Genomic DNA, 22,789 nt, shown 5'->3' on the forward strand with positions numbered 1-22,789 from the left:
AAAATCAAATGGCTATGTTACGTCCCGCTATACTGTTGTTTATCCTGCTGGCGCTGATCACCGGCGGCCTCTATCCGCTGGTGACCACCGCGCTGGGCCAGTGGTGGTTTGCCGATCGGGCCAACGGATCGCTTATCCACCAGCAGGGGGAGATCCGCGGCTCGCGTCTGATTGGCCAGAACTTTACAGCCGCAGGTTACTTTCACGGGCGTCCTTCCGCCACGGCAGAAAGCCCGTATAATCCGCTGGCCTCCGGCGGCAGTAACCTGGCGGGCAGCAATCCTGAGCTGGATAACGCCGTTCGCGCACGCGTCGAGGCGTTACGCGCGGCCAATCCACAGGCCAGCCGTACCGTGCCGGTTGAACTGGTGACCACCTCGGCCAGCGGGCTGGACTACAGCCTGACACCCGGTGCAGTCGCCTGGCAGATCCCGCGCGTGGCGCAGGCCCGCCAGTTAACCACTGCGCAGCTGAGCCAACTGGTGGCTGAACACACCCAAAAACCGCCTGTCGGCGTAATGGGGATGCCGGTGGTGAATATTGTTGAGCTGAATCTGGCGCTGGACGCGCTAAGGAACCTCTGATGACCGATGAGCCTTTGCGGCCGGACCCGGACCGACTGCTGGAGCAAACCGCGAGCACCCATCGCGGCAAGCTGAAAATCTTCTTCGGCGCCTGCGCAGGCGTCGGGAAGACCTTCGCCATGCTGACCGAAGCGCAGCGACTGCGCGCCCAGGGGCTCGATATATTAATCGGCGTCGTTGAAACCCATGGCCGTCAGGAGACGGCCGCGTTACTGACCGGCCTGTCGATACTGCCGCCCCGACGCCACCACGCTCGTGGGCGTCTGGTGAGTGAGTTCGATCTCGACGCCGCCCTCGCCCGCCGCCCGGCGCTGATCCTGATGGACGAACTGGCGCACAGCAATGCGCCCGGCTCGCGCCACCCCAAACGCTGGCAGGATGTTGAGGAGCTGCTCGAAGCGGGCATTGACGTTTTTACCACCGTTAACGTCCAGCACCTGGAAAGCCTGAATGACGTGGTCAGCGGCGTAACCGGGATTCAGGTGCGGGAAACCGTCCCCGATCCCTTTTTCGACGCCGCCGACGAAGTGGTGCTGGTGGATCTGCCTCCGGACGATCTGCGCCAGCGCCTGCACGAAGGCAAGGTCTACATCGCCGGGCAGGCCGAACGGGCCATTGAGCATTTTTTCCGCAAGGGCAATTTAATTGCCCTGCGCGAGCTGGCCCTGCGCCGCACCGCCGATCGGGTCGACGATCAGATGCGGGCCTGGCGCGACCAGCAGGGTCAGGAGAAAGTGTGGCATACCCGCGATGCCATTCTGTTGTGCATCGGTCACGGCAGCGGCAATGAAAAGCTGGTACGCACCGCCGCCCGGCTGGCGGCAAAATTTGGCAGCGTCTGGCACGCGGTGTATGTCGAAACGCCGGAGCTGCATCGGCTGCCGGAAAACCAGCGCCGCGCCATCCTGAGTGCGCTTCGCCTGGCGCAAGAGCTGGGTGCCGAAACCGCGACCCTCGCCGATCAGGCGGAAGACAAAGCGATTCTGCGCTACGCCCGCGAACATAACCTCGGCAAAATAGTCATCGGTCGGCGCTCGCGTCGCCGCTGGTTCAGCCGGGATACTTTTGCCGACAAGCTGGCGCAGCGCGCGCCGGATCTCGATCTGCTGATTGTTGCTCTGGATGACAAGCCCGCCGCCTTGCCCGCTAAAACCCCGGATGCCCGTACCTTTAGCGATAAATGGCGCGTCCAGCTGCGCGGCTGTCTGGTGGCTGCCCTGCTCTGCGCGCTAATTACCCTTATTGCCAGCCAGTGGCTGCCCGACTTTGATGCCGCCAACCTGGTGATGATCTACCTCCTCGGGGTGGTGATCGTGGCGCTGTTTTACGGGCGCTGGCCATCGGTGTTGGCGACGGTGATCAACGTTGCCAGCTTCGATCTGTTTTTTATCGCCCCGCGCGGCACGCTGGCGGTATCGGATGTGCAGTATCTCCTCACCTTCGCCGTGATGCTGGCGGTGGGATTATTGATCGGTAATCTGACCGCCGGAGTACGCTATCAGGCGCGGATTGCCCGCTATCGCGAGCAGCGTACCCGCCATCTGTATGAGATGTCGAAAGCGCTGGCGGTGGGCCGTACGCCGCAGGATATCGTCCAGACCAGCCAGCAGTTTATACACTCCACCTTTTATGCCCGCAGCCTGATCCTGCTCCCGGACAACGACGGCAAACTGCACCCGCTGACCTCGACTTCCGGCATCGCCCCCTGGGATGACGCCATCGCCCGCTGGAGTTTTGACAAGGGGCTGCCCGCCGGGGCCGGAACCGACACCCTGCCCGGCGTGCCCTATCAGATACTGCCGCTGCAAAATCAGGGGGTGGTGATTGTCGAGCCATCAAACCTGCGTCAGCTGATGATCCCCGAACAGCAGCGCTTGCTGGAGACCTTTACCCTGCTGGTCGCCAGCGCGCTTGAGCGGCTGGCGCTTACCACCAGCGAAGAGCAGGCGCGGTTAGCCAGCGAGCGTGAGAGCATTCGCAACTCGCTGCTGGCGGCCCTTTCCCACGACCTGCGCACGCCGCTGACGGTGCTGTTTGGTCAGTCGGAGATCCTGACGCTCGACCTGGCGGCAGAAGGCTCCCGCCACGCCCTGCAGGCCAGCGAGATCCGCCAGCATGTGCTCAACACCACCCGGTTGGTCAACAACCTGCTGGATATGGCGCGGATCCAGTCCGGCGGCTTTAACCTGAAAAAGGAGTGGCTGACTCTGGAAGAGGTGATTGGCAGCGCCTTAAAAACACTGGAACCGGGGCTGGGCGGTCGCCACATTGCGCTGGATATGTCTGCCCCATTGGCGCTGATCCACGTGGATGGCCCGCTGTTCGAACGCGTGCTGATCAACCTGCTGGAAAACGCCGCCAAATATGCGGGCAGTAAAGCGCAAATCGGCATTCACACCCGCGTTTCACCGCAGCAATTGCAGCTGGAGGTCTGGGATAACGGGCCAGGGATACCGGCGGGGCAAGAACAGGCTATCTTTGATAAATTCGCCCGCGGGCATAAAGAGTCGGCCATCCCCGGCGTTGGCCTTGGGCTGGCCATCTGCCAGGCGATTGTGGAGGTGCACGGCGGGACCATCACCGCGCATAACCGCCCGGAAGGGGGGGCCGGTTTTTGTGTTACACTCCCGCTCGATACGCCACCGGAACTCAATGAATTTGCAGAGGATGTGTGATTAACGTTCTGATTGTTGAAGATGAACTCGCTATCAGCCGTTTTCTGCGCGCCGCGCTGGAAGGCGAAGGCCTGCGCGTCCACGATGCCGGGACGCTCCAGCGTGGGCTGATTGAAGCCGCGACCCGCAAACCGGATCTGGTTATCCTCGATCTCGGCCTGCCCGACGGCGACGGCCTCGATTTTATCCGCGAAGTGCGTCAGTGGAGCCAGATGCCGATCATTGTGCTCTCTGCCCGCCTCGAAGAGACCGACAAAATTGCCGCCCTTGATGCCGGTGCCGACGACTATCTCAGCAAACCCTTTGGCATTGGCGAACTGCAGGCCCGCCTGCGGGTGGCCCTGCGCCGTCATAGCGCCGCCGCGCCTTCAGAACCGGTTTTTACCTTCTCAGATATTCGCGTCGATCTGGCCGCGCGCCGCATCCAGCGCGGCGAAGCGGAAATCCACCTGACACCGATTGAGTTTCGCCTGCTGGCGGTGCTGCTTAATAATCACGGTAAAGTGCTCACCCAGCGCCAGCTGTTAAGCCAGGTCTGGGGACCAAATGCGGTGGAGCACAGCCACTATTTGCGCATTTATATGGGGCATCTGCGCCAGAAGCTGGAAGTGGATCCCGCGCGCCCTCGGCATTTATTCACTGAAACCGGTATTGGTTATCGGTTTATGCTTTGATGTGGGAAAACAAAACGGCAACCTGAAGGTTGCCGTTTCTGGATGCTGTAGGCCGGGCAAACGCCGTGCCGCCCGGCGCACAAGCCACACTTATGCGTTCTTCAATACTTCACTGACAATTTCAACCGCTTCTTTCTCAATCAGCTGACGGTGTTCGTCGCCGAGGAAGCTTTCACAGTAGATTTTGTACGCATCTTCCGTACCGGATGGACGCGCCGCGAACCAGCCGTTGTCGGTCATCACTTTCAGCCCACCAATCGACGCACCATTGCCTGGTGCGGCAGTCAGACGCGCGGTGATCGGGTCACCCGCCAGGGTGCTGGCGCTGACCATTTCTGGCGAAAGCTTAGACAGCGCGGCTTTCTGCGCAGACGTGGCCGATGCCTGCAGACGGTTGTAGCTTGGGGCACCGAAACGGGCCGCCAGCTCGTTGTAGTGCTCCTGCGGATTCTTCCCGGTTACTGCCGTAATTTCTGCCGCCAGCAGGCACATGATGATGCCGTCTTTGTCGGTGGACCACGGCGTGCCGTTGAAGCGCAGGAAGGAAGCACCCGCGCTCTCTTCACCGCCAAAACCGAAGCTGCCGTCGTGCAGACCGTCAACAAACCACTTGAAGCCAACCGGTACTTCGACCAGTTTGCGACCCAAATCGTTAACCACGCGGTCGATCATCGCCGAGGAGACCAGGGTTTTACCGACGGCCACATCTTTGCCCCACTGTGGACGATGCTGGAACAGGTAGTTGATCGCCACCGCCAGATAGTGGTTCGGGTTCATCAGGCCCGCAGGGGTGACGATCCCGTGGCGGTCATAGTCCGGGTCGTTGGCAAACGCGAGGTCGAACTTATCGCGAAGCGCCAGCAGACCGGCCATCGCACACTCGGAAGAGCAGTCCATACGGATCGCGCCGTCTTTATCAAGGTGCATAAAGCGGAAGGTCTGATCGACCTGATCGTTAACAATGGTCAGATCCAGCTTGTAGTGCGCCGCAATACGCTGCCAGTATTCGATACCGGAGCCGCCAAGCGGGTCAACGCCAAGCTTCAGACCGGCTTTCTGGATCGCAGCCATATCGACGATATCCGCCAGCCCTTCAATAAACGGCTGCACCAGATCCTGCTCTTTCACGTGACCGGAGGCCATCGCCTCGCCCAGGGTGATTCGCTTCACGCCTTTCAGGCCGTCGGCCAGCAGAGCGTTAGCGCGGTCTTCCACCACTTTGGTGACGTTGGTGTCAGCCGGGCCACCGTTAGGCGGGTTATATTTGATGCCGCCATCTTCCGGCGGGTTGTGCGACGGGGTGATCACAATCCCGTCTGCCTGCGCCCCGCCCTGCTGGTTATGCACCAGAATAGCGTTCGACACTGCAGGGGTCGGCGTATAGCCGTTGTTTTCCTGAATCACCACGTCCACGCCGTTGGCCGCCAGCACTTCCAGTACGGAAATGAAAGCAGGCTCTGACAGGGCGTGCGTGTCTTTACCGACGTAGCACGGACCGGTGACGCCATTTTTGGCGCGCTCTTCCGCGATGGCCTGGGCAATGGCCAGAATGTGCGGTTCGTTAAAGCTTTGGCGAACCGCGCTGCCACGGTGACCTGACGTACCAAACTTCACTGCGTGTTCTGCATTACCCACTTCCGGCTTCAGCACGTAGTACTGGGCGGTAAGCTGGGCGACGTTAATCAAATCGCTCTGTTGTGCAGGCTGACCCGCACGATTGTGATTTGCCATTGCCTGGTCCTTCTGATGCAAGGGTTAAATTGTACCGCAAACCTTATCAGTCAATTCCACCGGGAACTGCATCGACTGCATGATGTGTTCGATCATGCCGCGCTTGCGTCCGGTATTGGTATTGGTGATCACCCAGTACGGGGTACCAGGGAGCTGTTTGGGTTTAGTTTGATTACCATTCTGTAAAAGCGTCTGCTCATCGACAGCGAAGTAAACGCGAGTTCGACCGTGCAGGGACTCGGTGGCGTCGGCAAACGCTTTGTTGTCCAGTGAATAGAGTGTAGACAGCACCAGCATAAAGCGGTTAACGGCTTTTTTCTGTTCCGCGTATTCATCAGACAGCAGCAGCTCGCGCATCGCACGCACATTGTCTTTCGCCGGGTTCAGCGGCTTTTGCTGCGCGACAACGGCTGGCTGGCGCACTTCTTTGACGACAGGCGCGGTGGACTGTGAGGCGGCGGCAATTTTCAGCATGCGCCGTAAAATGTCGGACGCGCTTTCACCGATATGCCGTGTCTGGCTGGCAATAAACTGATAAAGCTCGTCATCAACTTCGATTGTTTTCATCTTAATCCAGTGCGATATCTTATCTGAATACAAGTTGTTGGGAGTATAAGGTCAAAACCCAACAGCGGATAGCGTCAAGCCAGGGTGGCGGCAAAAGTCAGATTTAACTGTTTCCTTGCAGCCGGGCGGCAGAATGGTCAACATGATACCCTAACCTGACATACGTAAAAAAAGAACTTTGCCATGAAATTGAATACCCGAGCGCAATCTGCACAATCGCCGCACAATAATTCTCCCATCGTGCTGGTTCATGGCCTGTTTGGCAGCCTGGACAACCTCGGCGTGCTGGCACGGGATCTGGTGACGGACCACGCTCTCCTGCAGGTGGATATGCGTAACCATGGTCAGTCCCCGCGCTCGGCACAGATGACCTATGCCGATATGGCTCAGGATCTGCTCGATACGCTGGACGCCCACAATATTGAAAAGGCGACGCTTGTCGGCCACTCCATGGGCGGTAAAGCGGTGATGGCGCTGACCGCGCTTGCACCTGAACGTATTGACGGTCTGGTGGTGATCGACGTGGCCCCGGTGGATTATGCCGTGCGCCGCCACGATGAGATTTTCGCCGCGATTAATGCCGTTACAGAGGCCGGGGTCAGCACCCGCCAGCAGGCCGCCACGGTGATGCGTGAGCACCTTGATGAAGAAGGTGTGGTGCAGTTTCTGCTGAAATCCTTCGTGGACGGTGAGTGGCGCTTTAACGTGCCTGCGCTGTGGGATCAGTACAGCAACATCGTTGGCTGGCAGCCGGTGCCGGCCTGGTCGCACCCGGCGCTGTTTATTCCCGGCGGCAATTCGCCCTACGTCACCGAAGCGTATCGGGACGCGCTGCTGGCGCAATTCCCGCGGGCGCGGGCGCATGTGATTGCCGGTGCCGGGCACTGGGTGCATGCCGAAAAACCCGATGCCGTGCTGCGTGCCATCCGCCGTTACCTCGCCGACATCGAAAATTGATTAAAAAGAGAGCGACTGGTCGCCTGCGGGCCACCAGTCGTTGGCGTGCCGATTTCGCTGATGTATGATGGCGCGCTTATCGCCCGGGCTTTAGCAGGGCGTCTTGTTTCCCCCGAAGTCTCAGAATCATGGCCAAAGAAAACACGGACCGCACAACAATAGATCTGTTCGCGAATGAGCGGCGCCCGGGACGACCGAAAACCAATCCGCATTCGCGTGATGAACAGCTGCGCATTAATAAGCGCAATCAGCTCAAACGCGATAAAAGTCGTGGGCTTAAACGCGTCGAGCTGAAACTCAATGCGGACGCCGTCGATGCGCTGAACGAGCTGGCAAATGCCCGCGACATCAGCCGCAGTGAGCTTATTGAAGAGATGCTGATCCTGCAGCTCGAGAAATGGCACGACAAAGCGTAAGTCAGAAAACTCCCCTCCTTGTTGCTTTCATGTAGCACAGAGTGCAGTCCTGCGCGATAGCAGTTTCCGCAGGCTTCTCTGTTCTGCTATGATTGCCCTTATCCGTGGCTAAATTGCGCCACCATACTATTAAGTTTCAAGAGGTTATTTTACTCATGGCAATCATCGGCATTTTTTTCGGCAGCGACACCGGTAACACCGAAAACATCGCGAAAAACATTCAAAAACAGCTTGGTAAAGACGTTGCCGATGTGCATGACATTGCGAAAAGCAGCAAAGAAGACATCGCAGGTTACGATATCTTGCTGCTGGGCATCCCAACCTGGTACTACGGTGAAGCGCAGTGCGACTGGGACGACTTCTTCCCGTCTCTGGAAGAGATCGACTTCAATGGCAAACTGGTAGCCCTGTTCGGCTGTGGCGACCAGGAAGACTACGCAGAGTACTTCTGCGATGCGCTGGGCACCATTCGCGACATCATTGAGCCGCGTGGCGCAGTGATCGTGGGCCACTGGCCAACTGCAGGCTATCACTTCGAAGCCTCTAAAGGTCTGGCTGATGATGACAACTTTGTGGGACTGGCTATCGACGAAGACCGCCAGCCGGAGCTGACCGCAGAGCGCGTGGACAAATGGGTTAAGCAGATCCGCGAAGAGCTGCACCTCGACGACATCCTCAACGCCTGATGTTGTGGCGGCGTAACCTGTAGTTACGCCGCATTGATAGGTATTATCAATCAAAATAATTGCTACAAATTTTTAACTTTTGCTGTCATACCTGTACAATCAACCAGGATTAAACGGGTCACCCTGTAACAAGTTTGTTGGCGGTACCACGTTTTTATAAGCATACTTTGCTTGAGACTTGCAGTTTTCATTCAGCCATGGCAGTTCTATAATGAGACGCATTCTCTCAGGTGCACTTTCTGTCACTTCTTCTATAGAAGTGAATCGTTTAGCAACAGGACAGATTCCGCATGACTGACAACAATACCGCATTAAAGAAGGCCGGACTGAAAGTCACGCTTCCACGGTTAAAAATTCTGGAAGTGCTTCAGGGTCCGGATAACCATCATGTCAGTGCGGAAGACTTATACAAGCGTCTGATCGACATGGGCGAAGAGATTGGTCTGGCCACGGTGTACCGTGTACTGAACCAGTTTGACGACGCTGGCATCGTTACACGCCATAACTTCGAAGGCGGTAAATCCGTTTTCGAACTGACGCAGCAGCATCATCACGATCACCTGATTTGCCTGGATTGCGGCAAAGTGATCGAATTCAGCGACGACTCTATTGAATCCCGTCAGCGTGAAATTGCTGCACGTCACGGCATTCGTCTGACCAACCACAGTCTTTACCTGTACGGCCACTGCGCTGAAGGCGACTGCACTGCAGATGACCACGCGCACGACGCGAAATAATTCATCCGCACACGCTAAGCCAACCTGACGGTTGGCTTTTTTTATGCAAAAAAAACCCGGTAGCGCTGACGCATACCGGGCCTAATAACAGCTGATTACTTGCTGTTATTACTGCGAATTTCCTTCCAGATTTGGTCGCAACGCTTCGTCACTTCCTGATCGTTTCCGGTTTTGCGCGCCTGAATACAGGCCTGATAATCAGCCACTCTTATCGTTTCCTGGGTCGCAAACTGCTCGTGCGCTTTCTCTTGCTTAAGCACGTTCAGCACGCTTTGGCAGGCTTCGATCTTCTCCGGCGATCCCTCTGCGGTATTAATACAGGCGCTATAAGCCTCTTTCAGACGTGAATCTTCTTTCTGGGTCTGCGGCTCTGCGCAGGCGGTAAGCCCGGCGGCAAATACCGCGACAAACAGGATTTTTTTCAACATAGCGGTCTCCGTTTCGGCGGGTGTAACCCCGCCGGAAGCATCATCAGAAGATAGTGAATGGGGCGATAACCATAAACTTCACGTCGCGCTCATCCTGGAAGATGTTGCCGTAACCGCCGCCGTAGCTTGGGATACTGGAGTGATTGTCGTACTGGGTGAAGTGCAGCTTGAACATAGTGCCTTTCGCACGACCGTCCTGCAGGACGTAGATCGCATCCAGGCTATAGGCTGACTCTTTGATGTTGTTGGACGGGTTGTTTTCGCGCTGGCCCGCGCTGTTGATAAACCAGTCCGCTGGCTTCGCATCCCAGGCGTAGACATACGAGCCACCGACGCTCCAGCCTGCCATGTTCCAGTTGCTCAGATCGTACATCGCACCAAAGAAGACCGCTTTTTCGCCGTTGGCGTTAAAGTCGGAGCGGTTATCCCACCAGACATCCAGACGACCGTTGGAAGAGGCATAGGTTGGGGTCATACGCTGCAGGAAGTAGCCTTGCTGTCCTTCGGCTTTGACGTAAGTCCCCTCCAGGCGTAAATCCACCTGCCCGACTTTGTAGCCCAGGGTCAGCGCCTGCAGCCAGGCGGTGCCGTCGTAGATATCATTGACGGTGCTGTCGTTGGCTTTATCACGGGTGCCGTAGAACTGATAGCTGGTCGACAGCGGGCCGCCCACCACATCCATCTTATAACTGGCTTTGGCAAAATACTGATCAATATAGCCTTCAGCCTGACCGAATGCCGCTTCCAGAATCAGGTTGTTTTTGAAATCGTATTTCGCACCAAGGGAGTGGAGATAGTCGACGCGGGTCTTTCTGTCGTTTTGATAGAACTTGTCCATCTCGAGGTGCCACGGCGCTTTGTACTCGTTGGTCCACATGTAGGAGAAACTCAACGCCCCGCTATCGCCGTAGTCAAAGTTCGCCCCGGCTTCAGCGCCCTGGTATGTACCCGGCATAAAGCTCCAGTGCGGCGCTAATAAGGTTTGACCAGTAGGCTGAAGCCAGCCACCGCGCGCCCAGGCCGGACCGTATTTAAATTTGGCTGCCGCTTTGTACAGGCTGATCCCGCTCTTATCGCCGGACCAGTCCTCTTTGTAGGCTTTGTTGCTGGAGGAGAATGCAATTTCGTTCGGGTGTCCGCTGTCGCCGTTTTCCGCCATTTCAATCGCGGTGAAGGCGGCCAGATCAAGACCGAACATGTCCGCTGCATAGCCGGACTGGAAATCAAGGTTGGCGTTCCAGGTGGAGTGAGCGAGGTTAGTTTTGTATTTGTCTGATTCAACGTCTTTACGGTCACGTTCACGCTGCCAGTAATAGACACCGCCCGTCAGGGTTGAATCATCGACAAAACCTTCGGCCTGAGCCTTTGGAGAGACCATCCAACCAGACATTGCTGTCACACCGGCAATAGCCAGCGCAAGCGCACTACGTTTGCCACTAAACGTACGCATAGTTAATCCTCTTTGACGTATTAAAAGCGCCTTAAACGGCGAAAAAACAAAAGTTAAAAAGTCGACGTAAGCAGAAATACTCATTTACATCTACTGCCTGTAGACTATTTTTCGCGACGCGAATTATCAATCCTTTTTAGCGATCAAAAGTCAGGATTATGACGAAGTGCACATATTTGGTTGCCATTTGTAACAACGCCCGCGCGACAGAATAATCAATTAAAATAATCTTCAAAATTAGCCAGTTATTTTTAGTGGTTGCATTAATTCGCGACAGAATGGGATTAATTTGAAGCAAGGGGGAGAAGGCTAACAGCGGAGGGAAATGCAATTAATTCGCATCGCGAAGATTAACACCAGCAATGACTTGATTGATAAGCAAAAAAAACGCCGCATTACGCGGCGCTCAGGGGGGTATCGGTTATTCGCCGACCTTTGCCCAGGTATCGCGCAGACCGACGGTACGGTTAAACACCAGTTTGTCCGCAGTGGCATAGCGGCTGTCGAGGCAGAAATAGCCTTCGCGCTCAAACTGATACGCTTTACCGGCAACGGCCGCTTTCAGGGACGGCTCAGCAAAACCTTGCTTAATGACCAGCGACTCCAGGTTAATGGTGTCGAGGAAATTGTCTGCCGCACCCGGGTTTGGCACGCTGAACAGGCGATCGTACAGACGGATTTCAATCGGCAGCGCATGTGCGGCGCTAACCCAGTGAATTACCCCTTTTACCTTGCGACCGTCAGCCGGATCCTTGCTCAGGGTCTCCGCGTCGTAGCTGCAGAAGATCGTGGTGATGTTGCCTTCCGCGTCTTTCTCTACGCGCTCAGCTTTGATCACATAGGCGTTACGCAGGCGCACTTCTTTACCCATCACCAGACGCTTGTACTGCTTGTTGGCTTCTTCACGGAAATCCGCACGATCGATCCAGATTTCAGCACTGAACGGCACGTCACGGCTACCCATCTCCGGTTTGCTCGGATGGTTAGGCATGGTCACCAGCTCGCTTTCACCCTGCGGGTAGTTCTCGATAACCAGTTTCACCGGATCGATAACCGCCATCGCACGTGGGGCGTTGTCGTTCAGATCTTCACGGATACAGGATTCCAGCGAGGCCATCTCGATGGTGTTGTCCTGCTTGGTCACGCCGATGCGCTTGCAGAACTCACGAATGGCCGCAGCGGTGTAGCCACGACGACGCAGACCAGAGATAGTCGGCATACGCGGGTCGTCCCAGCCTTCAACGTGCTTATCGGTGACCAGTTCGTTCAGCTTGCGCTTGGACATCACGGTGTATTCCAGATTCAGACGAGAGAACTCGTACTGACGCGGATGCACCGGAATGGTGATGTTATCCAGAACCCAGTCATACAGACGGCGGTTATCCTGGAACTCAAGCGTACATAAGGAGTGCGTAATGCCTTCCAGCGCATCGCTGATGCAGTGGGTGAAGTCGTACATCGGGTAGATGCACCACTTGCTGCCGGTCTGGTGGTGATCGGCAAATTTAATGCGATACAGCACCGGATCGCGCATCACGATAAATGGCGATGCCATATCGATTTTGGCACGCAGGCAGGCTTTGCCCTCTTCGAAGCCACCGGCGCGCATTTTCTCAAACAGCGCCAGGTTCTCTTCCACGCTACGATCGCGGTATGGGCTGTTTTTGCCCGGCGCGGTCAGCGAGCCGCGGTATTCACGGATTTCGTCAGCAGAGAGTTCATCAACGTAGGCCAGACCTTTGTTGATAAGCTCAACCGCATAAGCGTACAGCTGGTCAAAATAGTCAGAGGAGTAGCAGATGTCGCCAGACCAGTTGAAGCCCAACCATTGCACGTCGTTCTTAATGGACTCTACGTACTCGATGTCTTCTTTTACCGGGTTGGTGTCATCGAAACGCAGGTTGCATTGACCCTGGTAGTCTTGCGCGATGCCAAAGTTCAGGCAGATCGATTTCGCATGACCAATATGCAGGTAGCCATTCGGCTCCGGCGGAAAACGGGTATGAACAGTAGTGTGCTTACCAGTGGCCAGATCTTCATCGATGATCTGACGAATAAAGTTGCTTGGGCGGGCTTCTGCCTCACTCATCGTGGATTCCTCAAAGCGTAAACGACGTATAACGGCATATGATCTTATAAGCCGGGCGTAGTGACAACCTTTAGTTACGTATAAAACGTCTTCGCAGAGAATAATCGGGGCGATTGCTGCAAAAAAAAGCGGCGGGGATTATCCCCGCCGCTCAGGCATTAACGCTAACTCAGGAGCACTTATTTGCCTTTAATTTCATACAGTGGGGTTTGACCGGCCACAACCTGACCCTGCGCCTTGATGACCAGACCGCTAAAGTCGTCGATGTTGCTGCAGACAACCGGGCTAATCATGGAGCGCGCATTGGCGTTCAGGAAGTCGAGATCCATTTCCAGAATCGGCTGACCAGCAACCACTTCTGCCCCCTCTTCCACCAGGCGTTTAAAGCCCTGGCCGCCCAGCGCGACGGTATCGATACCCATATGGACAACGATCTCCGCACCTTTTTCCGTTTCCAGGCAGAACGCGTGGTTGGTGTTGAAGATTTTAACGATGGTGCCCGCTGCCGGAGAAACCACGGTTTTATCCGTTGGTTTTACCGCAACACCGTCGCCAACGGCTTTACTGGCGAAGGCTTCATCAGGAACCTGTTCCAGAGCTACCACGTCACCCGTTACCGGGGAAACCAGCGCGGCGATAGTCGTTGCGTTAGCCACCGCCTGCGGTTTAACCGCCGTTGGTGCGGCTGCAGCAGCGACCGGAGCGGCTTCTGCGGCGGCGACTGGGCCGGTAGTTTTCATGGCGTTGGCTATCTTCTCAGCCACAAAGCCGACGATGATTTGCACGCTGGTTTTGTTCAGGCGAATCACGCCAGAGGCACCCAGACGCTTCGCCATGGCTTCGTTAACCAGAGCAGAGTCTTTTACGTTCAGACGCAGACGAGTGATGCAGGCATCGATACCGGTCAGGTTGTCTGAACCGCCGACCGCAGCGATGTACTGACGCGCCAGACCGGAAACATCTTCCGTGTTGCCCGCGCTGACATTAACGTCCTGACCATCCGCTTCGCTACCGGCAACCGCCAGTTCACGACCCGGGGTCATCAGGTTGAATTTAGTAATCGTGAAGCGGAACACCACGTAGTAGATAGCGAAGAACACCAGACCTTGTGGGATCAGCATGTACCAGTGGGTTGCCAGTGGGTTACGTGACGACAGCACCATATCCACCAGACCCGCACTGAAGCCGAAGCCGGCAATCCAGTGCATGCTTGCGGCGATAAAGACAGAGATACCGGTCAGTACAGCGTGGATCACATACAGTACCGGTGCCACGAACATGAAGGAGAATTCCAGCGGCTCGGTGATACCGGTGAAGAAGGCCGCGAATGCGCCCGCCATCATAATACCCAGTACCTTCGCTTTGTTCTCAGGACGCGCGCAGTGGTAGATAGCCAGCGCCGCACCCGGCAGACCGAACATCATAATTGGGAAGAAGCCCGCCTGGTAACGACCGGTGATACCGACAACCGCTTTACCTGCTTCGATGGACTGTGCGCCGCCGAGGAAGTTAGGGATATCGTTAATACCAGCAACGTCAAACCAGAATACGGAGTTCAGCGCGTGGTGCAGACCAACCGGGATCAGCAGACGGTTGAAGAACGCGTACACGCCCGCACCGACGGAGCCCAGCTTCTGGATGTGCTCACCAAAGTTCACCAGACCGTCGAAAATCACCGGCCAGACGTACATCAGGATGAAGGCGACCACGATCATCACGAAGGAGGTCAGGATCGGCACCAGACGACGACCGCTGAAGAAGGAGAGCGCTTTTGGCAGCTCTACGCTACTGAAGCGGTTGTACAGTTCAGCGGAGATGATACCCACGAGGATACCGACGAACTGGTTGCTGATCTTACCGAACGCGGCAGGCACCTGGTCCGCCGGGATCTTCTGGATCATTGCCACCGCAGCCGGCGAACAGAGCGTGGTTAAAACGAGGAAGCCAACAAAACCGGTCAGTGCCGCAGCACCGTCTTTATCTTTGGACATACCATAAGCCACACCAATGGCAAACAGTACGGACATGTTATCGATAATCGCAGAACCAGACTTGATGAAGAACGCCGCTAATGCGTTGTCCCCACCCCAACCCACCGGGTCAATCCAGTATCCGACACCCATCAGAATTGCCGCCGCTGGCAGCGTGGCAACCGGCACCATCAAGGCGCGGCCAACCTTTTGTAAATAACCTAAAATGCTCACTTTCTTCCCCCTTTGAGACCCCTTTGAAGGTGTATTCTCAGCTGTGTTTTTATTGTGTCATTAACTTATATGTATAGTTGATGATTCACTGGCTTTATGAGTGTGTGGAAAATTAATTCGCATCGCAAATTAAACGCGTATTTTTTGTGAGTTTTGTCACCAAATATCGTTTCAACCCCTCCCTTACACTGGCAAACAATGAAAACTTATTTTATGATACGAAAAATCAGGACGGATTGCCCCCTTACGGTGTGAACCAGGTTAGGCTTACATCATACTCAGACAGTCAATCCGCCAACTTTTTTACTTAATCTTCAGAGGTGAATAATGAGACTGATCCCCCTGGCAACTGCAGAACAAGTCGGTAAATGGGCTGCTCGCCATATTGTAAACCGTATCAACGCGTTCAAACCAACAGCCGATCGTCCTTTTGTGCTTGGTCTGCCGACCGGAGGCACGCCTCTCACCGCCTATAAAGCGTTGGTGGAGATGCATAAAGCGGGCCAGGTCAGCTTCGAACATGTTGTTACGTTCAACATGGACGAATATGTTGGCCTGCCAAAGGATCATCCGGAGAGCTACCATAGCTTCATGCACCGCAATTTCTTTGATCACATTGATATTCAGCCTGCAAATATTAATCTGTTGGACGGAAATGCACCGGATATCGATGCTGAGTGCCGCCATTACGAAGAAAAAATCCGCGCTTATGGCAAAATCCACCTGTTCATGGGCGGCGTAGGCAATGATGGTCACATCGCGTTTAACGAACCGGCCTCTTCTCTGGCATCCCGTACCCGTATCAAAACCCTGACGCATGACACCCGTGTTGCAAACTCCCGTTTCTTTGATGGCGATGTTAACCAGGTGCCAAAATATGCGCTGACCGTGGGCGTGGGCACCCTGCTGGATGCTGAAGAAGTGATGATCCTGGTGCTGGGCGGTGTGAAAGCGCTGGCCCTTCAGGCGGCAGTGGAAGGCAACGTCAACCATATGTGGACCATCAGCTGTCTGCAGCTGCATCCGAAAGCCGTTGTGGTGTGCGATGAGCCATCCACCATGGAGCTGAAAGTCAAAACGCTGAAATACTTCAACGAATTAGAAGCTGAAAACATCAAAGGTCTGTAATCTGACGCCGTCTCTTACGTAGAGACGGAATGCTTTTTTTAAAACCGGGGGTCGTTATGTATGCTTTAACCCACGGTCGGATTTATACCGGCCATGAAATTCTGGATGACCATGCGATTGTTATCGCTAATGGCCTGATTGAACGTGTCTGCCCGCAGGCCGAACTGCCAACGGGTATAGAACAACGCTCGCTCAATGGAGCAATCATCTCCCCCGGTTTTATCGACGTACAGCTTAACGGCTGCGGCGGCGTCCAGTTCAATGATACGGCAGAAGCCGTAACCGTTGAGACGCTGGAAATTATGCAGCGCGCCAACGAAAAATCGGGCTGCACCAGCTACCTGCCAACGCTTATTACCACCAGCGATGAGCTGATGAAACAGGGTGTTCGCGTGATGCGCGAGTATCTGGCGAAATATCCGCACCAGGCGCTGGGCCTGCATCTTGAAGGCCCGTGGCTGAACATCGTCAAAAAAGGGACGCATAACCCAGGCTTCGTACGCCAGCCTGACGGAGAGCTGGTTGATTTCCTGTGTGCCAACGCAGATGTGATCACCAAAGTGACCCTGGCGCCCGAAATGGTCGACCCTGAAATTATCCGTAAACTGGCAGGTGCCGGGATTGTGGTCTCTGCCGGGCACTCCAATGCCACGCTGAAAGAGGCTAAAGTCGGCTTCCGCGCCGGTATTACCTTCGCCACCCATCTGTACAACGCCATGCCGTACATTACCGGGCGAGAACCGGGCCTGGCCGGGGCAATTTTTGATGAACCGGACGTATACTGCGGCATTATTGTTGATGGCTTGCACGTGGATTACGCCAACGTGCGTAACGCCAAGCGCCTGAAAGGCGATAAGCTGTGTCTGGTTACCGACGCCACGGCACCGGCAGGGGCAAACATTGAACAGTTCATTTTTGCTGGTAAAACAATATACTACCGGGATGGGCTGTGTGTGGATGAGAACGGCACGCTGAGCGGTTCGGCTCTGACGATGATCGAAGGCGTGCGCAATCTGGTCGAACATTGCAGCATTGCCCTCGATGAAGTGCTGCGGATGGCAACGCTCTACCCGGCGCGCGCGATTGGCGTCGACAAACAGCTGGGTGCCATTGCCCCAGGCATGGTGGCTAACCTCACCGCATTCACGCACGATTATAAAATCATCAAGACCATCGTTAACGGTAACGAGGTCGTCACAGAGTAAGTAAAAGTATGACACCTGGCGGACAAGCTCAAATTGGTAATGTGGATCTGGTTAAGCAGCTGAACAGCGCTGCCGTTTATCGACTGATTGACCAGCACGGACCCATCTCGCGCATTCAGATTGCAGAACAGAGCCAGCTTGCCCCCGCCAGCGTGACCAAAATCACCCGTCAGCTCATTGAGCGCGGGCTGATTAAAGAAGTGGATCAGCAGGCCTCCACCGGGGGCCGTCGCGCCATCTCGATAATCACCGAAACCCGTCATTTCCATGCTATTGGCGTGCGCCTTGGCCGCCATGACGCCACGCTGACCCTGTACGATCTCAGCAGCAAAAGCCTTGCTGAAGAGCATTATCCCCTGCCGGAACGCACCCAGGAGACGCTTGAACATGCGCTGCTCAATGCGATTGAGCTGTTTATCGAATCCTGCCAGCGCAAAATCCGCGAACTGATTGCCATTTCAGTGATACTGCCGGGCCTTGTCGACCCGGAAAGCGGCGTGATCCGCTATATGCCGCATATTCAGGTTGAAAACTGGGGCTTAATCAACGCGCTGGAAAAACGCTTTGCGGTAACCTGCTTTGTTGGCCACGATATCCGCAGCCTGGCGCTGGCGGAGCACTATTTTGGGGCGAGTCAGGATTGCGAAGACTCCATTCTGGTGCGCGTCCACCGCGGAACGGGCGCCGGGATCATCTCCAACGGGCGCATCTTTATTGGCCGTAACGGTAACGTTGGCGAGATTGGTCATATTCAGGTCGATCCGCTGGGTGAACGCTGTCACTGCGGCAACTTTGGCTGTCTGGAAACGGTTGCCGCTAATGCTGCTATTGAGCACCGGGTTCGCCATATGCTGGAACAGGGCTACCAGAGCCGGGTGACGCTGGATGACTGTAAAATCGGCGCTATATGCAAAGCAGCCAATAAGGGCGATGCCCTTAGCTGTGAAGTGATCGAGCAGGTTGGGCGTCAGTTGGGAAAAACCATCGCGATAGCCATCAACCTGTTTAACCCGCAAAAGATTGTGATCGCCGGTGAAATTACCGAAGCCGAAAAAGTGCTGCTGCCCGCCATTGAGGGCTGCATCAATACCCAGGCGCTGAAGGCGTTTCGCCAGAATTTACCGGTGGTGCGCTCCACGCTGAACGACCGCTCCGCTATCGGCGCCTTTGCGCTGGTAAAACGCGCCATGCTTAACGGTATCCTGCTGCAGCGTTTGCTGGAAAGCTGACAGCGTTTTATAGTTACGCCTCTTTTTTTGATGTCGGGTAGTCCATGACCATTAAGAATGTAATTTGTGATATCGATGGCGTGCTGATGCACGACAACGTTGCCGTGCCAGGTGCAGCTGAATTTCTTCACCGCATCCTTGAAAAAGGGATGCCGCTGGTTCTGCTCACCAACTTCCCGTCCCAGACCGGGCAGGATCTGGCCAACCGTTTTGCGACTGCCGGCGTCGATGTGCCCGATAGCGTGTTCTACACCTCGGCGATGGCAACGGCGGACTTCCTCAAGCGTCAGGAAGGTAAAAAAGCCTATGTGGTAGGCGAAGGCGCGCTAATCCATGAATTATACAAAGCCGGTTTCACCATTACTGACGTTAATCCCGACTTTGTTATCGTTGGTGAAACGCGTTCCTATAATTGGGAAATGATGCACAAGGCGGCATTTTTTGTGGCGAATGGCGCTCGCTTTATCGCCACCAATCCTGATACTCACGGCCGCGGCTTCTATCCTGCCTGTGGCGCGCTCTGTGCCGGTATCGAGAAGATGACCGGCCGCACGCCGTTTTATGTTGGCAAACCCAGCCCGTGGATCATTCGTGCGGCACTCAACAAAATGCAGGCCCACTCCGAGCAAACCGTTATTGTAGGCGACAACCTGCGTACCGATATTCTGGCGGGCTTCCAGGCCGGTCTGGAAACCATTCTGGTGCTGTCAGGTGTCTCGACCCTGGATGATATTGATTCGATGCCGTTTCGGCCAAGCTGGATTTATCCTTCGGTCGCGGAAATCGATGTTCTGTAAGCCAAAACCACGTCCCCGGACGTGGTTTTTTCATTTTCTACCGTCAAAAACACACTCAACACTAATAGAAATCGCCATTCATTGAATAATCATCAATAAATCCGCCCTTGGCGTACGCTTTTTTCAACATTCGGCAATCACTATTGCACTATTTCAGTTTCACCCCGCAAAACGCTTGCCGCTCCTGCCCTTTTACGGCATTTTCATAAGCAAGCAATATCACACTGCAACAGGGTTAACGGAGAAGGTTATGTGTTCAATTTTTGGCGTACTGGATATTAAAACTGACGCGGTCGAACTGCGTAAAAAAGCACTGGAGCTGTCCCGTCTGATGCGCCATCGCGGTCCGGACTGGTCCGGCGTCTATGCCAGCGATAAAGCCATTCTGGCGCACGAACGCCTGTCGATTGTGGACGTCAACGCCGGTGCCCAGCCGCTGTATAACGAGAAAAAAACCCATGCGCTGGCCGTCAACGGTGAAATTTACAACCACCAGGCGCTGCGCGCGGAATACGGTGATCGCTATGCCTTCCAGACCGGATCTGACTGTGAAGTGATTCTCGCCCTGTATCAGGAAAAAGGTCCGGAGTTCCTCGACGAACTGCAGGGAATGTTTGCCTTTGCCCTGTACGACAGCGAAAAAGATGCGTATCTGATTGGTCGCGACCATATCGGGATTATTCCGCTGTATATGGGCCACGACGAATTCGGCAACTTCTACGTTGCATCTGAGATGAAAGCCCTGGTGCCAGTGTGCCGTACCATTAAAGAGTTCCCGGCGGGTAGTTTCCTGTGGAGCAAAGACGGCGAGATCCGTTCGTACTATCAGCGCGACTGGTTCGATTACGATGCGGTTAAAGACAACGTCACCGACAAAGTCGAACTGGCTCAGGCCCTGGAAGACGCGGTAAAAAGTCACCTGATGTCTGACGTGCCTTACGGCGTGCTGCTCTCCGGCGGTCTGGACTCTTCTGTTATCTCGGCGATCACCAAAAAGTACGCCGCCCGCCGCGTGGAAGATCAGGAGCGCTCCGAAGCCTGGTGGCCGCAGCTGCACTCCTTCGCCGTTGGCCTGGAAGGATCCCCGGATCTGAAAGCCGCGCAGGAAGTGGCAAACCACCTTGGCACCGTGCACCATGAGATTCACTTTACGGTGCAGGAAGGGCTGGATGCGATCCGCGACGTTATCTACCACATTGAAACGTACGATGTGACCACCATTCGCGCCTCAACGCCGATGTACCTGATGTCCCGTAAAATCAAAGCGATGGGCATTAAGATGGTGTTGTCCGGCGAGGGTTCTGACGAAGTCTTTGGCGGCTACCTCTATTTCCATAAAGCGCCAAATGCCAAAGAGCTGCACGAAGAGACCGTACGTAAGCTACAGGCGCTGCACATGTTCGACTGCGCGCGTGCTAACAAAGCGATGTCCGCCTGGGGCGTAGAAGCTCGCGTGCCGTTCCTGGATAAAAAGTTCCTCGACGTGGCCATGCGCATTAACCCGCAGGACAAGATGTGCGGCAACGGTAAGATGGAAAAACATGTCCTGCGTGAATGTTTTGAATCCTACCTGCCGGCAAGCGTCGCCTGGCGTCAGAAAGAGCAGTTCTCCGACGGCGTGGGTTACAGCTGGATCGATAGCCTGAAAGAGGTGGCAGCTAAGCAGGTTTCTGACCAACAACTGGAAACGGCCAGCTTCCGCTTCCCGTACAACACGCCATCCTCTAAAGAGGCGTATCTGTACCGCGAGATCTTTGAAGAGCTGTTCCCACTGCCAAGCGCTGCCGAGTGTGTGCCGGGTGGCCCTTCCGTCGCTTGCTCTTCTGCAAAAGCGATTGAGTGGGATGAATCGTTCAAATCCATGAACGATCCGTCAGGCCGTGCCGTCGGTGTGCATCAGTCCGCGTATAAATAACAGGAATTATCCTCATCAGGCCCTTCGGGGCCTTTTTTTTGCCTCGCGTTTCGCTGGACAAAAACGATTAATAACCAATAATTGCCGAATAATCGGCCAGGCTGTTCGCAACCTAACCAAACAGTCACATTCGCGCTATTTTCGATGAAAAAGGTGTTGACGCTGCAAGGGTCTATACGCATAATGCGCCCCGCAACGCCGATAAGGTAACGCGAAAAAAAAGATGGCTACGTAGCTCAGTTGGTTAGAGCACATCACTCATAATGATGGGGTCACAGGTTCGAATCCCGTCGTAGCCACCATCTTTTTTTGCGGGAGTGGCGAAATTGGTAGACGCACCAGATTTAGGTTCTGGCGCCGCAAGGTGTGCGAGTTCAAGTCTCGCCTCCCGCACCATTTCCAGATAAGCGTTGCACGGATGGGGTATCGCCAAGCGGTAAGGCACCGGTTTTTGATACCGGCATTCCCTGGTTCGAATCCAGGTACCCCAGCCATATTTCTTCGATATTTGCGGATTGCCGCGACGGTATTGGGGTATCGCCAAGCGGTAAGGCACCGGTTTTTGATACCGGCATTCCCTGGTTCGAATCCAGGTACCCCAGCCATCGAAGAATATGCTAGTATCGGCTACGTAGCTCAGTTGGTTAGAGCACATCACTCATAATGATGGGGTCACAGGTTCGAATCCCGTCGTAGCCACCAAATTCAGAATTTCTCGAAAACATCGATAAATTCGAAAAAAAATTGTTGGGGTATCGCCAAGCGGTAAGGCACTGGTTTCTGATACCAGCATTCCGAGGTTCGAATCCTCGTACCCCAGCCATTTTCAAAGCCGTTCATATTGTGAACGCACCCGTTGGGGTATCGCCAAGCGGTAAGGCACTGGTTTCTGATACCAGCATTCCGAGGTTCGAATCCTCGTACCCCAGCCATATTCGAAAAGCTCGCTTCGGCGAGCTTTTTTCGTTTTGATGTATTCTGAAAAATCTCGCCCGCTCTCCTCTTACTTTTTCACGTAATCAATCCGGGTTAGCCTTACTCACGGCTATGTTATGTGCGTAGCCTTCCCGGGATACTGGTTGGTGTAGGCCGGATAAGGCGTAGCCACCATCCGGCATTTTTGTAGGTTACAACCCTAACGCATATTTCAACGCCTGACGCTTTAAAACGCCCGCACGCTGCGCGGCCATCAAGCCAACGTTTCGCAACACACGTAACGGCCCAAGATCGTTACTGAATCCGGCGTAGAAAAGATCCATGCCGCTTTGCATCAGCAAATTGTCCACCCGACGACGCGCCTGATAACGTTGCAGCACC

Annotated in this window: 18 protein-coding genes, 7 tRNA genes and 1 pseudogene; 19 read left to right on the plus strand and 7 right to left on the minus strand. The window is 55.0% G+C overall.

Annotation, left to right across the window (positions count from 1 at the left end; all coding sequences use genetic code 11):
• Positions 1-8 precede the first annotated feature (8 nt).
• The 3 genes from kdpC to kdpE are packed head-to-tail and all read left to right on the plus strand — an operon-like array spanning position 9 to position 3,933.
• The gene (gene kdpC / locus ACRDD5_RS21860) at positions 9-584 is read left to right on the plus strand and encodes a potassium-transporting ATPase subunit KdpC (protein ID WP_438677972.1); all 576 of its coding nucleotides are present in this window, start codon (positions 9-11) and stop codon (positions 582-584) included.
• Positions 584-3,259 carry a two-component system sensor histidine kinase KdpD gene (gene kdpD / locus ACRDD5_RS21865; RefSeq protein WP_438677973.1) on the plus strand — a complete coding sequence of 892 codons (2,676 nt, stop codon included), beginning with the start codon at positions 584-586 and terminating at the stop codon, positions 3,257-3,259. The genes kdpC and kdpD overlap by 1 nt, the downstream gene beginning before the upstream one ends.
• On the plus strand, positions 3,256-3,933 hold the full coding sequence (gene kdpE, locus ACRDD5_RS21870; RefSeq protein WP_438677974.1) for a two-component system response regulator KdpE: 678 nt from the start codon (positions 3,256-3,258) through the stop codon (positions 3,931-3,933). The genes kdpD and kdpE overlap by 4 nt, the downstream gene beginning before the upstream one ends.
• Before the next feature lie 90 nt (positions 3,934-4,023).
• Here kdpE and pgm read toward each other — a convergent pair whose 3' ends face one another.
• Entirely contained in the window at positions 4,024-5,664 is a 1,641-nt protein-coding gene (gene pgm / locus ACRDD5_RS21875) for a phosphoglucomutase (alpha-D-glucose-1,6-bisphosphate-dependent) (protein WP_438677975.1), read from the minus strand.
• Between the two features lie 24 nt (positions 5,665-5,688).
• Positions 5,689-6,231, minus strand: coding sequence for a replication initiation negative regulator SeqA (seqA, locus tag ACRDD5_RS21880; RefSeq protein ID WP_271283576.1), 543 nt, complete (start codon positions 6,229-6,231; stop codon positions 5,689-5,691).
• Between the two features lie 183 nt (positions 6,232-6,414).
• Here seqA and ybfF point away from each other — a divergent pair, with 183 nt between their 5' ends.
• The 4 genes from ybfF (at position 6,415) to fur (ending at position 9,027) form a co-directional block, all read left to right on the plus strand.
• Positions 6,415-7,188 carry an esterase gene (gene ybfF / locus ACRDD5_RS21885; protein ID WP_438677976.1) on the plus strand — a complete coding sequence of 258 codons (774 nt, stop codon included), beginning with the start codon at positions 6,415-6,417 and terminating at the stop codon, positions 7,186-7,188.
• 128 nt (positions 7,189-7,316) lie between these two features.
• Positions 7,317-7,604 carry a LexA regulated protein gene (gene ybfE, locus ACRDD5_RS21890; protein ID WP_271269165.1) on the plus strand — a complete coding sequence of 96 codons (288 nt, stop codon included), beginning with the start codon at positions 7,317-7,319 and terminating at the stop codon, positions 7,602-7,604.
• Positions 7,605-7,759: 155 nt separating this feature from the next.
• Positions 7,760-8,290, plus strand: a complete 531-nt coding sequence (fldA, locus tag ACRDD5_RS21895; RefSeq protein WP_271283574.1) for a flavodoxin FldA — start codon at positions 7,760-7,762, stop codon at positions 8,288-8,290.
• A 290-nt stretch (positions 8,291-8,580) separates the two neighbouring features.
• Entirely contained in the window at positions 8,581-9,027 is a 447-nt protein-coding gene (gene fur / locus ACRDD5_RS21900; protein ID WP_271283573.1) for a ferric iron uptake transcriptional regulator, read from the plus strand.
• A 95-nt stretch (positions 9,028-9,122) separates the two neighbouring features.
• Here the strand turns inward: fur and chiQ are convergent, their stop codons facing one another.
• The 4 genes from chiQ to nagE form a co-directional block, all read right to left on the minus strand.
• Positions 9,123-9,452 carry a ChiQ/YbfN family lipoprotein gene (chiQ, locus tag ACRDD5_RS21905; RefSeq protein WP_438677983.1) on the minus strand — a complete coding sequence of 110 codons (330 nt, stop codon included), beginning with the start codon at positions 9,450-9,452 and terminating at the stop codon, positions 9,123-9,125.
• A gap of 46 nt (positions 9,453-9,498) precedes the next feature.
• Entirely contained in the window at positions 9,499-10,905 is a 1,407-nt protein-coding gene (chiP, locus tag ACRDD5_RS21910; protein WP_438677977.1) for a chitoporin ChiP, read from the minus strand.
• A 421-nt stretch (positions 10,906-11,326) separates the two neighbouring features.
• Entirely contained in the window at positions 11,327-12,994 is a 1,668-nt protein-coding gene (gene glnS / locus ACRDD5_RS21915) for a glutamine--tRNA ligase (protein WP_438677978.1), read from the minus strand.
• Positions 12,995-13,173: 179 nt separating this feature from the next.
• The gene (gene nagE, locus ACRDD5_RS21920; RefSeq protein ID WP_438677979.1) at positions 13,174-15,198 is read right to left on the minus strand and encodes an N-acetylglucosamine-specific PTS transporter subunit IIBC; all 2,025 of its coding nucleotides are present in this window, start codon (positions 15,196-15,198) and stop codon (positions 13,174-13,176) included.
• A 327-nt stretch (positions 15,199-15,525) separates the two neighbouring features.
• Here nagE and nagB point away from each other — a divergent pair, with 327 nt between their 5' ends.
• From nagB to ACRDD5_RS21980, 12 genes are all read left to right on the plus strand, one after another.
• The gene (nagB, locus tag ACRDD5_RS21925) at positions 15,526-16,326 is read left to right on the plus strand and encodes a glucosamine-6-phosphate deaminase (RefSeq protein WP_271283569.1); all 801 of its coding nucleotides are present in this window, start codon (positions 15,526-15,528) and stop codon (positions 16,324-16,326) included.
• Positions 16,327-16,382: 56 nt separating this feature from the next.
• On the plus strand, positions 16,383-17,531 hold the full coding sequence (gene nagA, locus ACRDD5_RS21930) for an N-acetylglucosamine-6-phosphate deacetylase (protein WP_438677980.1): 1,149 nt from the start codon (positions 16,383-16,385) through the stop codon (positions 17,529-17,531).
• Between the two features lie 8 nt (positions 17,532-17,539).
• The gene (gene nagC / locus ACRDD5_RS21935) at positions 17,540-18,760 is read left to right on the plus strand and encodes a DNA-binding transcriptional regulator NagC (protein WP_271283567.1); all 1,221 of its coding nucleotides are present in this window, start codon (positions 17,540-17,542) and stop codon (positions 18,758-18,760) included.
• A 44-nt stretch (positions 18,761-18,804) separates the two neighbouring features.
• Positions 18,805-19,557, plus strand: coding sequence for a ribonucleotide monophosphatase NagD (gene nagD, locus ACRDD5_RS21940; protein ID WP_438677981.1), 753 nt, complete (start codon positions 18,805-18,807; stop codon positions 19,555-19,557).
• A 250-nt stretch (positions 19,558-19,807) separates the two neighbouring features.
• Complete coding sequence (gene asnB / locus ACRDD5_RS21945) at positions 19,808-21,472, plus strand: asparagine synthase B (RefSeq protein WP_271283565.1); 1,665 nt, start codon at positions 19,808-19,810, stop codon at positions 21,470-21,472.
• 225 nt (positions 21,473-21,697) lie between these two features.
• A tRNA-Met gene (locus ACRDD5_RS21950) sits at positions 21,698-21,774 on the plus strand.
• A gap of 9 nt (positions 21,775-21,783) precedes the next feature.
• Positions 21,784-21,868 (plus strand) — tRNA-Leu (locus ACRDD5_RS21955).
• 23 nt (positions 21,869-21,891) lie between these two features.
• A tRNA-Gln gene (locus ACRDD5_RS21960) sits at positions 21,892-21,966 on the plus strand.
• A 36-nt stretch (positions 21,967-22,002) separates the two neighbouring features.
• Positions 22,003-22,077: transfer RNA gene (locus tag ACRDD5_RS21965), tRNA-Gln, on the plus strand.
• A 20-nt stretch (positions 22,078-22,097) separates the two neighbouring features.
• A tRNA-Met gene (locus ACRDD5_RS21970) sits at positions 22,098-22,174 on the plus strand.
• 46 nt (positions 22,175-22,220) lie between these two features.
• A tRNA-Gln gene (locus ACRDD5_RS21975) sits at positions 22,221-22,295 on the plus strand.
• 34 nt (positions 22,296-22,329) lie between these two features.
• A tRNA-Gln gene (locus tag ACRDD5_RS21980) sits at positions 22,330-22,404 on the plus strand.
• 195 nt (positions 22,405-22,599) lie between these two features.
• Here the strand turns inward: ACRDD5_RS21980 and ubiF are convergent.
• Positions 22,600-22,789 (minus strand): annotated as a pseudogene (gene ubiF / locus ACRDD5_RS21985) (2-octaprenyl-3-methyl-6-methoxy-1,4-benzoquinol hydroxylase); the annotation flags it as partial.

It is taken from the genome of Silvania sp., assembly GCF_051656365.1.
Lineage (GTDB): Bacteria > Pseudomonadota > Gammaproteobacteria > Enterobacterales > Enterobacteriaceae > Enterobacter > Enterobacter hatchlandensis.

Coding starts and splice junctions, on each gene's coding strand:
- nagD (WP_438677981.1), top strand. CDS start 18,805: ATGACCATTAAGAATGTAATTTGTGATATCGATGGCGTGCTGATGCAC.
- nagA (WP_438677980.1), top strand. CDS start 16,383: ATGTATGCTTTAACCCACGGTCGGATTTATACCGGCCATGAAATTCTG.
- glnS (WP_438677978.1), bottom strand. CDS start 12,994: ATGAGTGAGGCAGAAGCCCGCCCAAGCAACTTTATTCGTCAGATCATC.
- fur (WP_271283573.1), top strand. CDS start 8,581: ATGACTGACAACAATACCGCATTAAAGAAGGCCGGACTGAAAGTCACG.
- ybfF (WP_438677976.1), top strand. CDS start 6,415: ATGAAATTGAATACCCGAGCGCAATCTGCACAATCGCCGCACAATAAT.
- pgm (WP_438677975.1), bottom strand. CDS start 5,664: ATGGCAAATCACAATCGTGCGGGTCAGCCTGCACAACAGAGCGATTTG.
- nagC (WP_271283567.1), top strand. CDS start 17,540: ATGACACCTGGCGGACAAGCTCAAATTGGTAATGTGGATCTGGTTAAG.
- asnB (WP_271283565.1), top strand. CDS start 19,808: ATGTGTTCAATTTTTGGCGTACTGGATATTAAAACTGACGCGGTCGAA.
- kdpD (WP_438677973.1), top strand. CDS start 584: ATGACCGATGAGCCTTTGCGGCCGGACCCGGACCGACTGCTGGAGCAA.
- nagB (WP_271283569.1), top strand. CDS start 15,526: ATGAGACTGATCCCCCTGGCAACTGCAGAACAAGTCGGTAAATGGGCT.
- chiP (WP_438677977.1), bottom strand. CDS start 10,905: ATGCGTACGTTTAGTGGCAAACGTAGTGCGCTTGCGCTGGCTATTGCC.
- seqA (WP_271283576.1), bottom strand. CDS start 6,231: ATGAAAACAATCGAAGTTGATGACGAGCTTTATCAGTTTATTGCCAGC.
- ybfE (WP_271269165.1), top strand. CDS start 7,317: ATGGCCAAAGAAAACACGGACCGCACAACAATAGATCTGTTCGCGAAT.
- kdpC (WP_438677972.1), top strand. CDS start 9: ATGGCTATGTTACGTCCCGCTATACTGTTGTTTATCCTGCTGGCGCTG.
- fldA (WP_271283574.1), top strand. CDS start 7,760: ATGGCAATCATCGGCATTTTTTTCGGCAGCGACACCGGTAACACCGAA.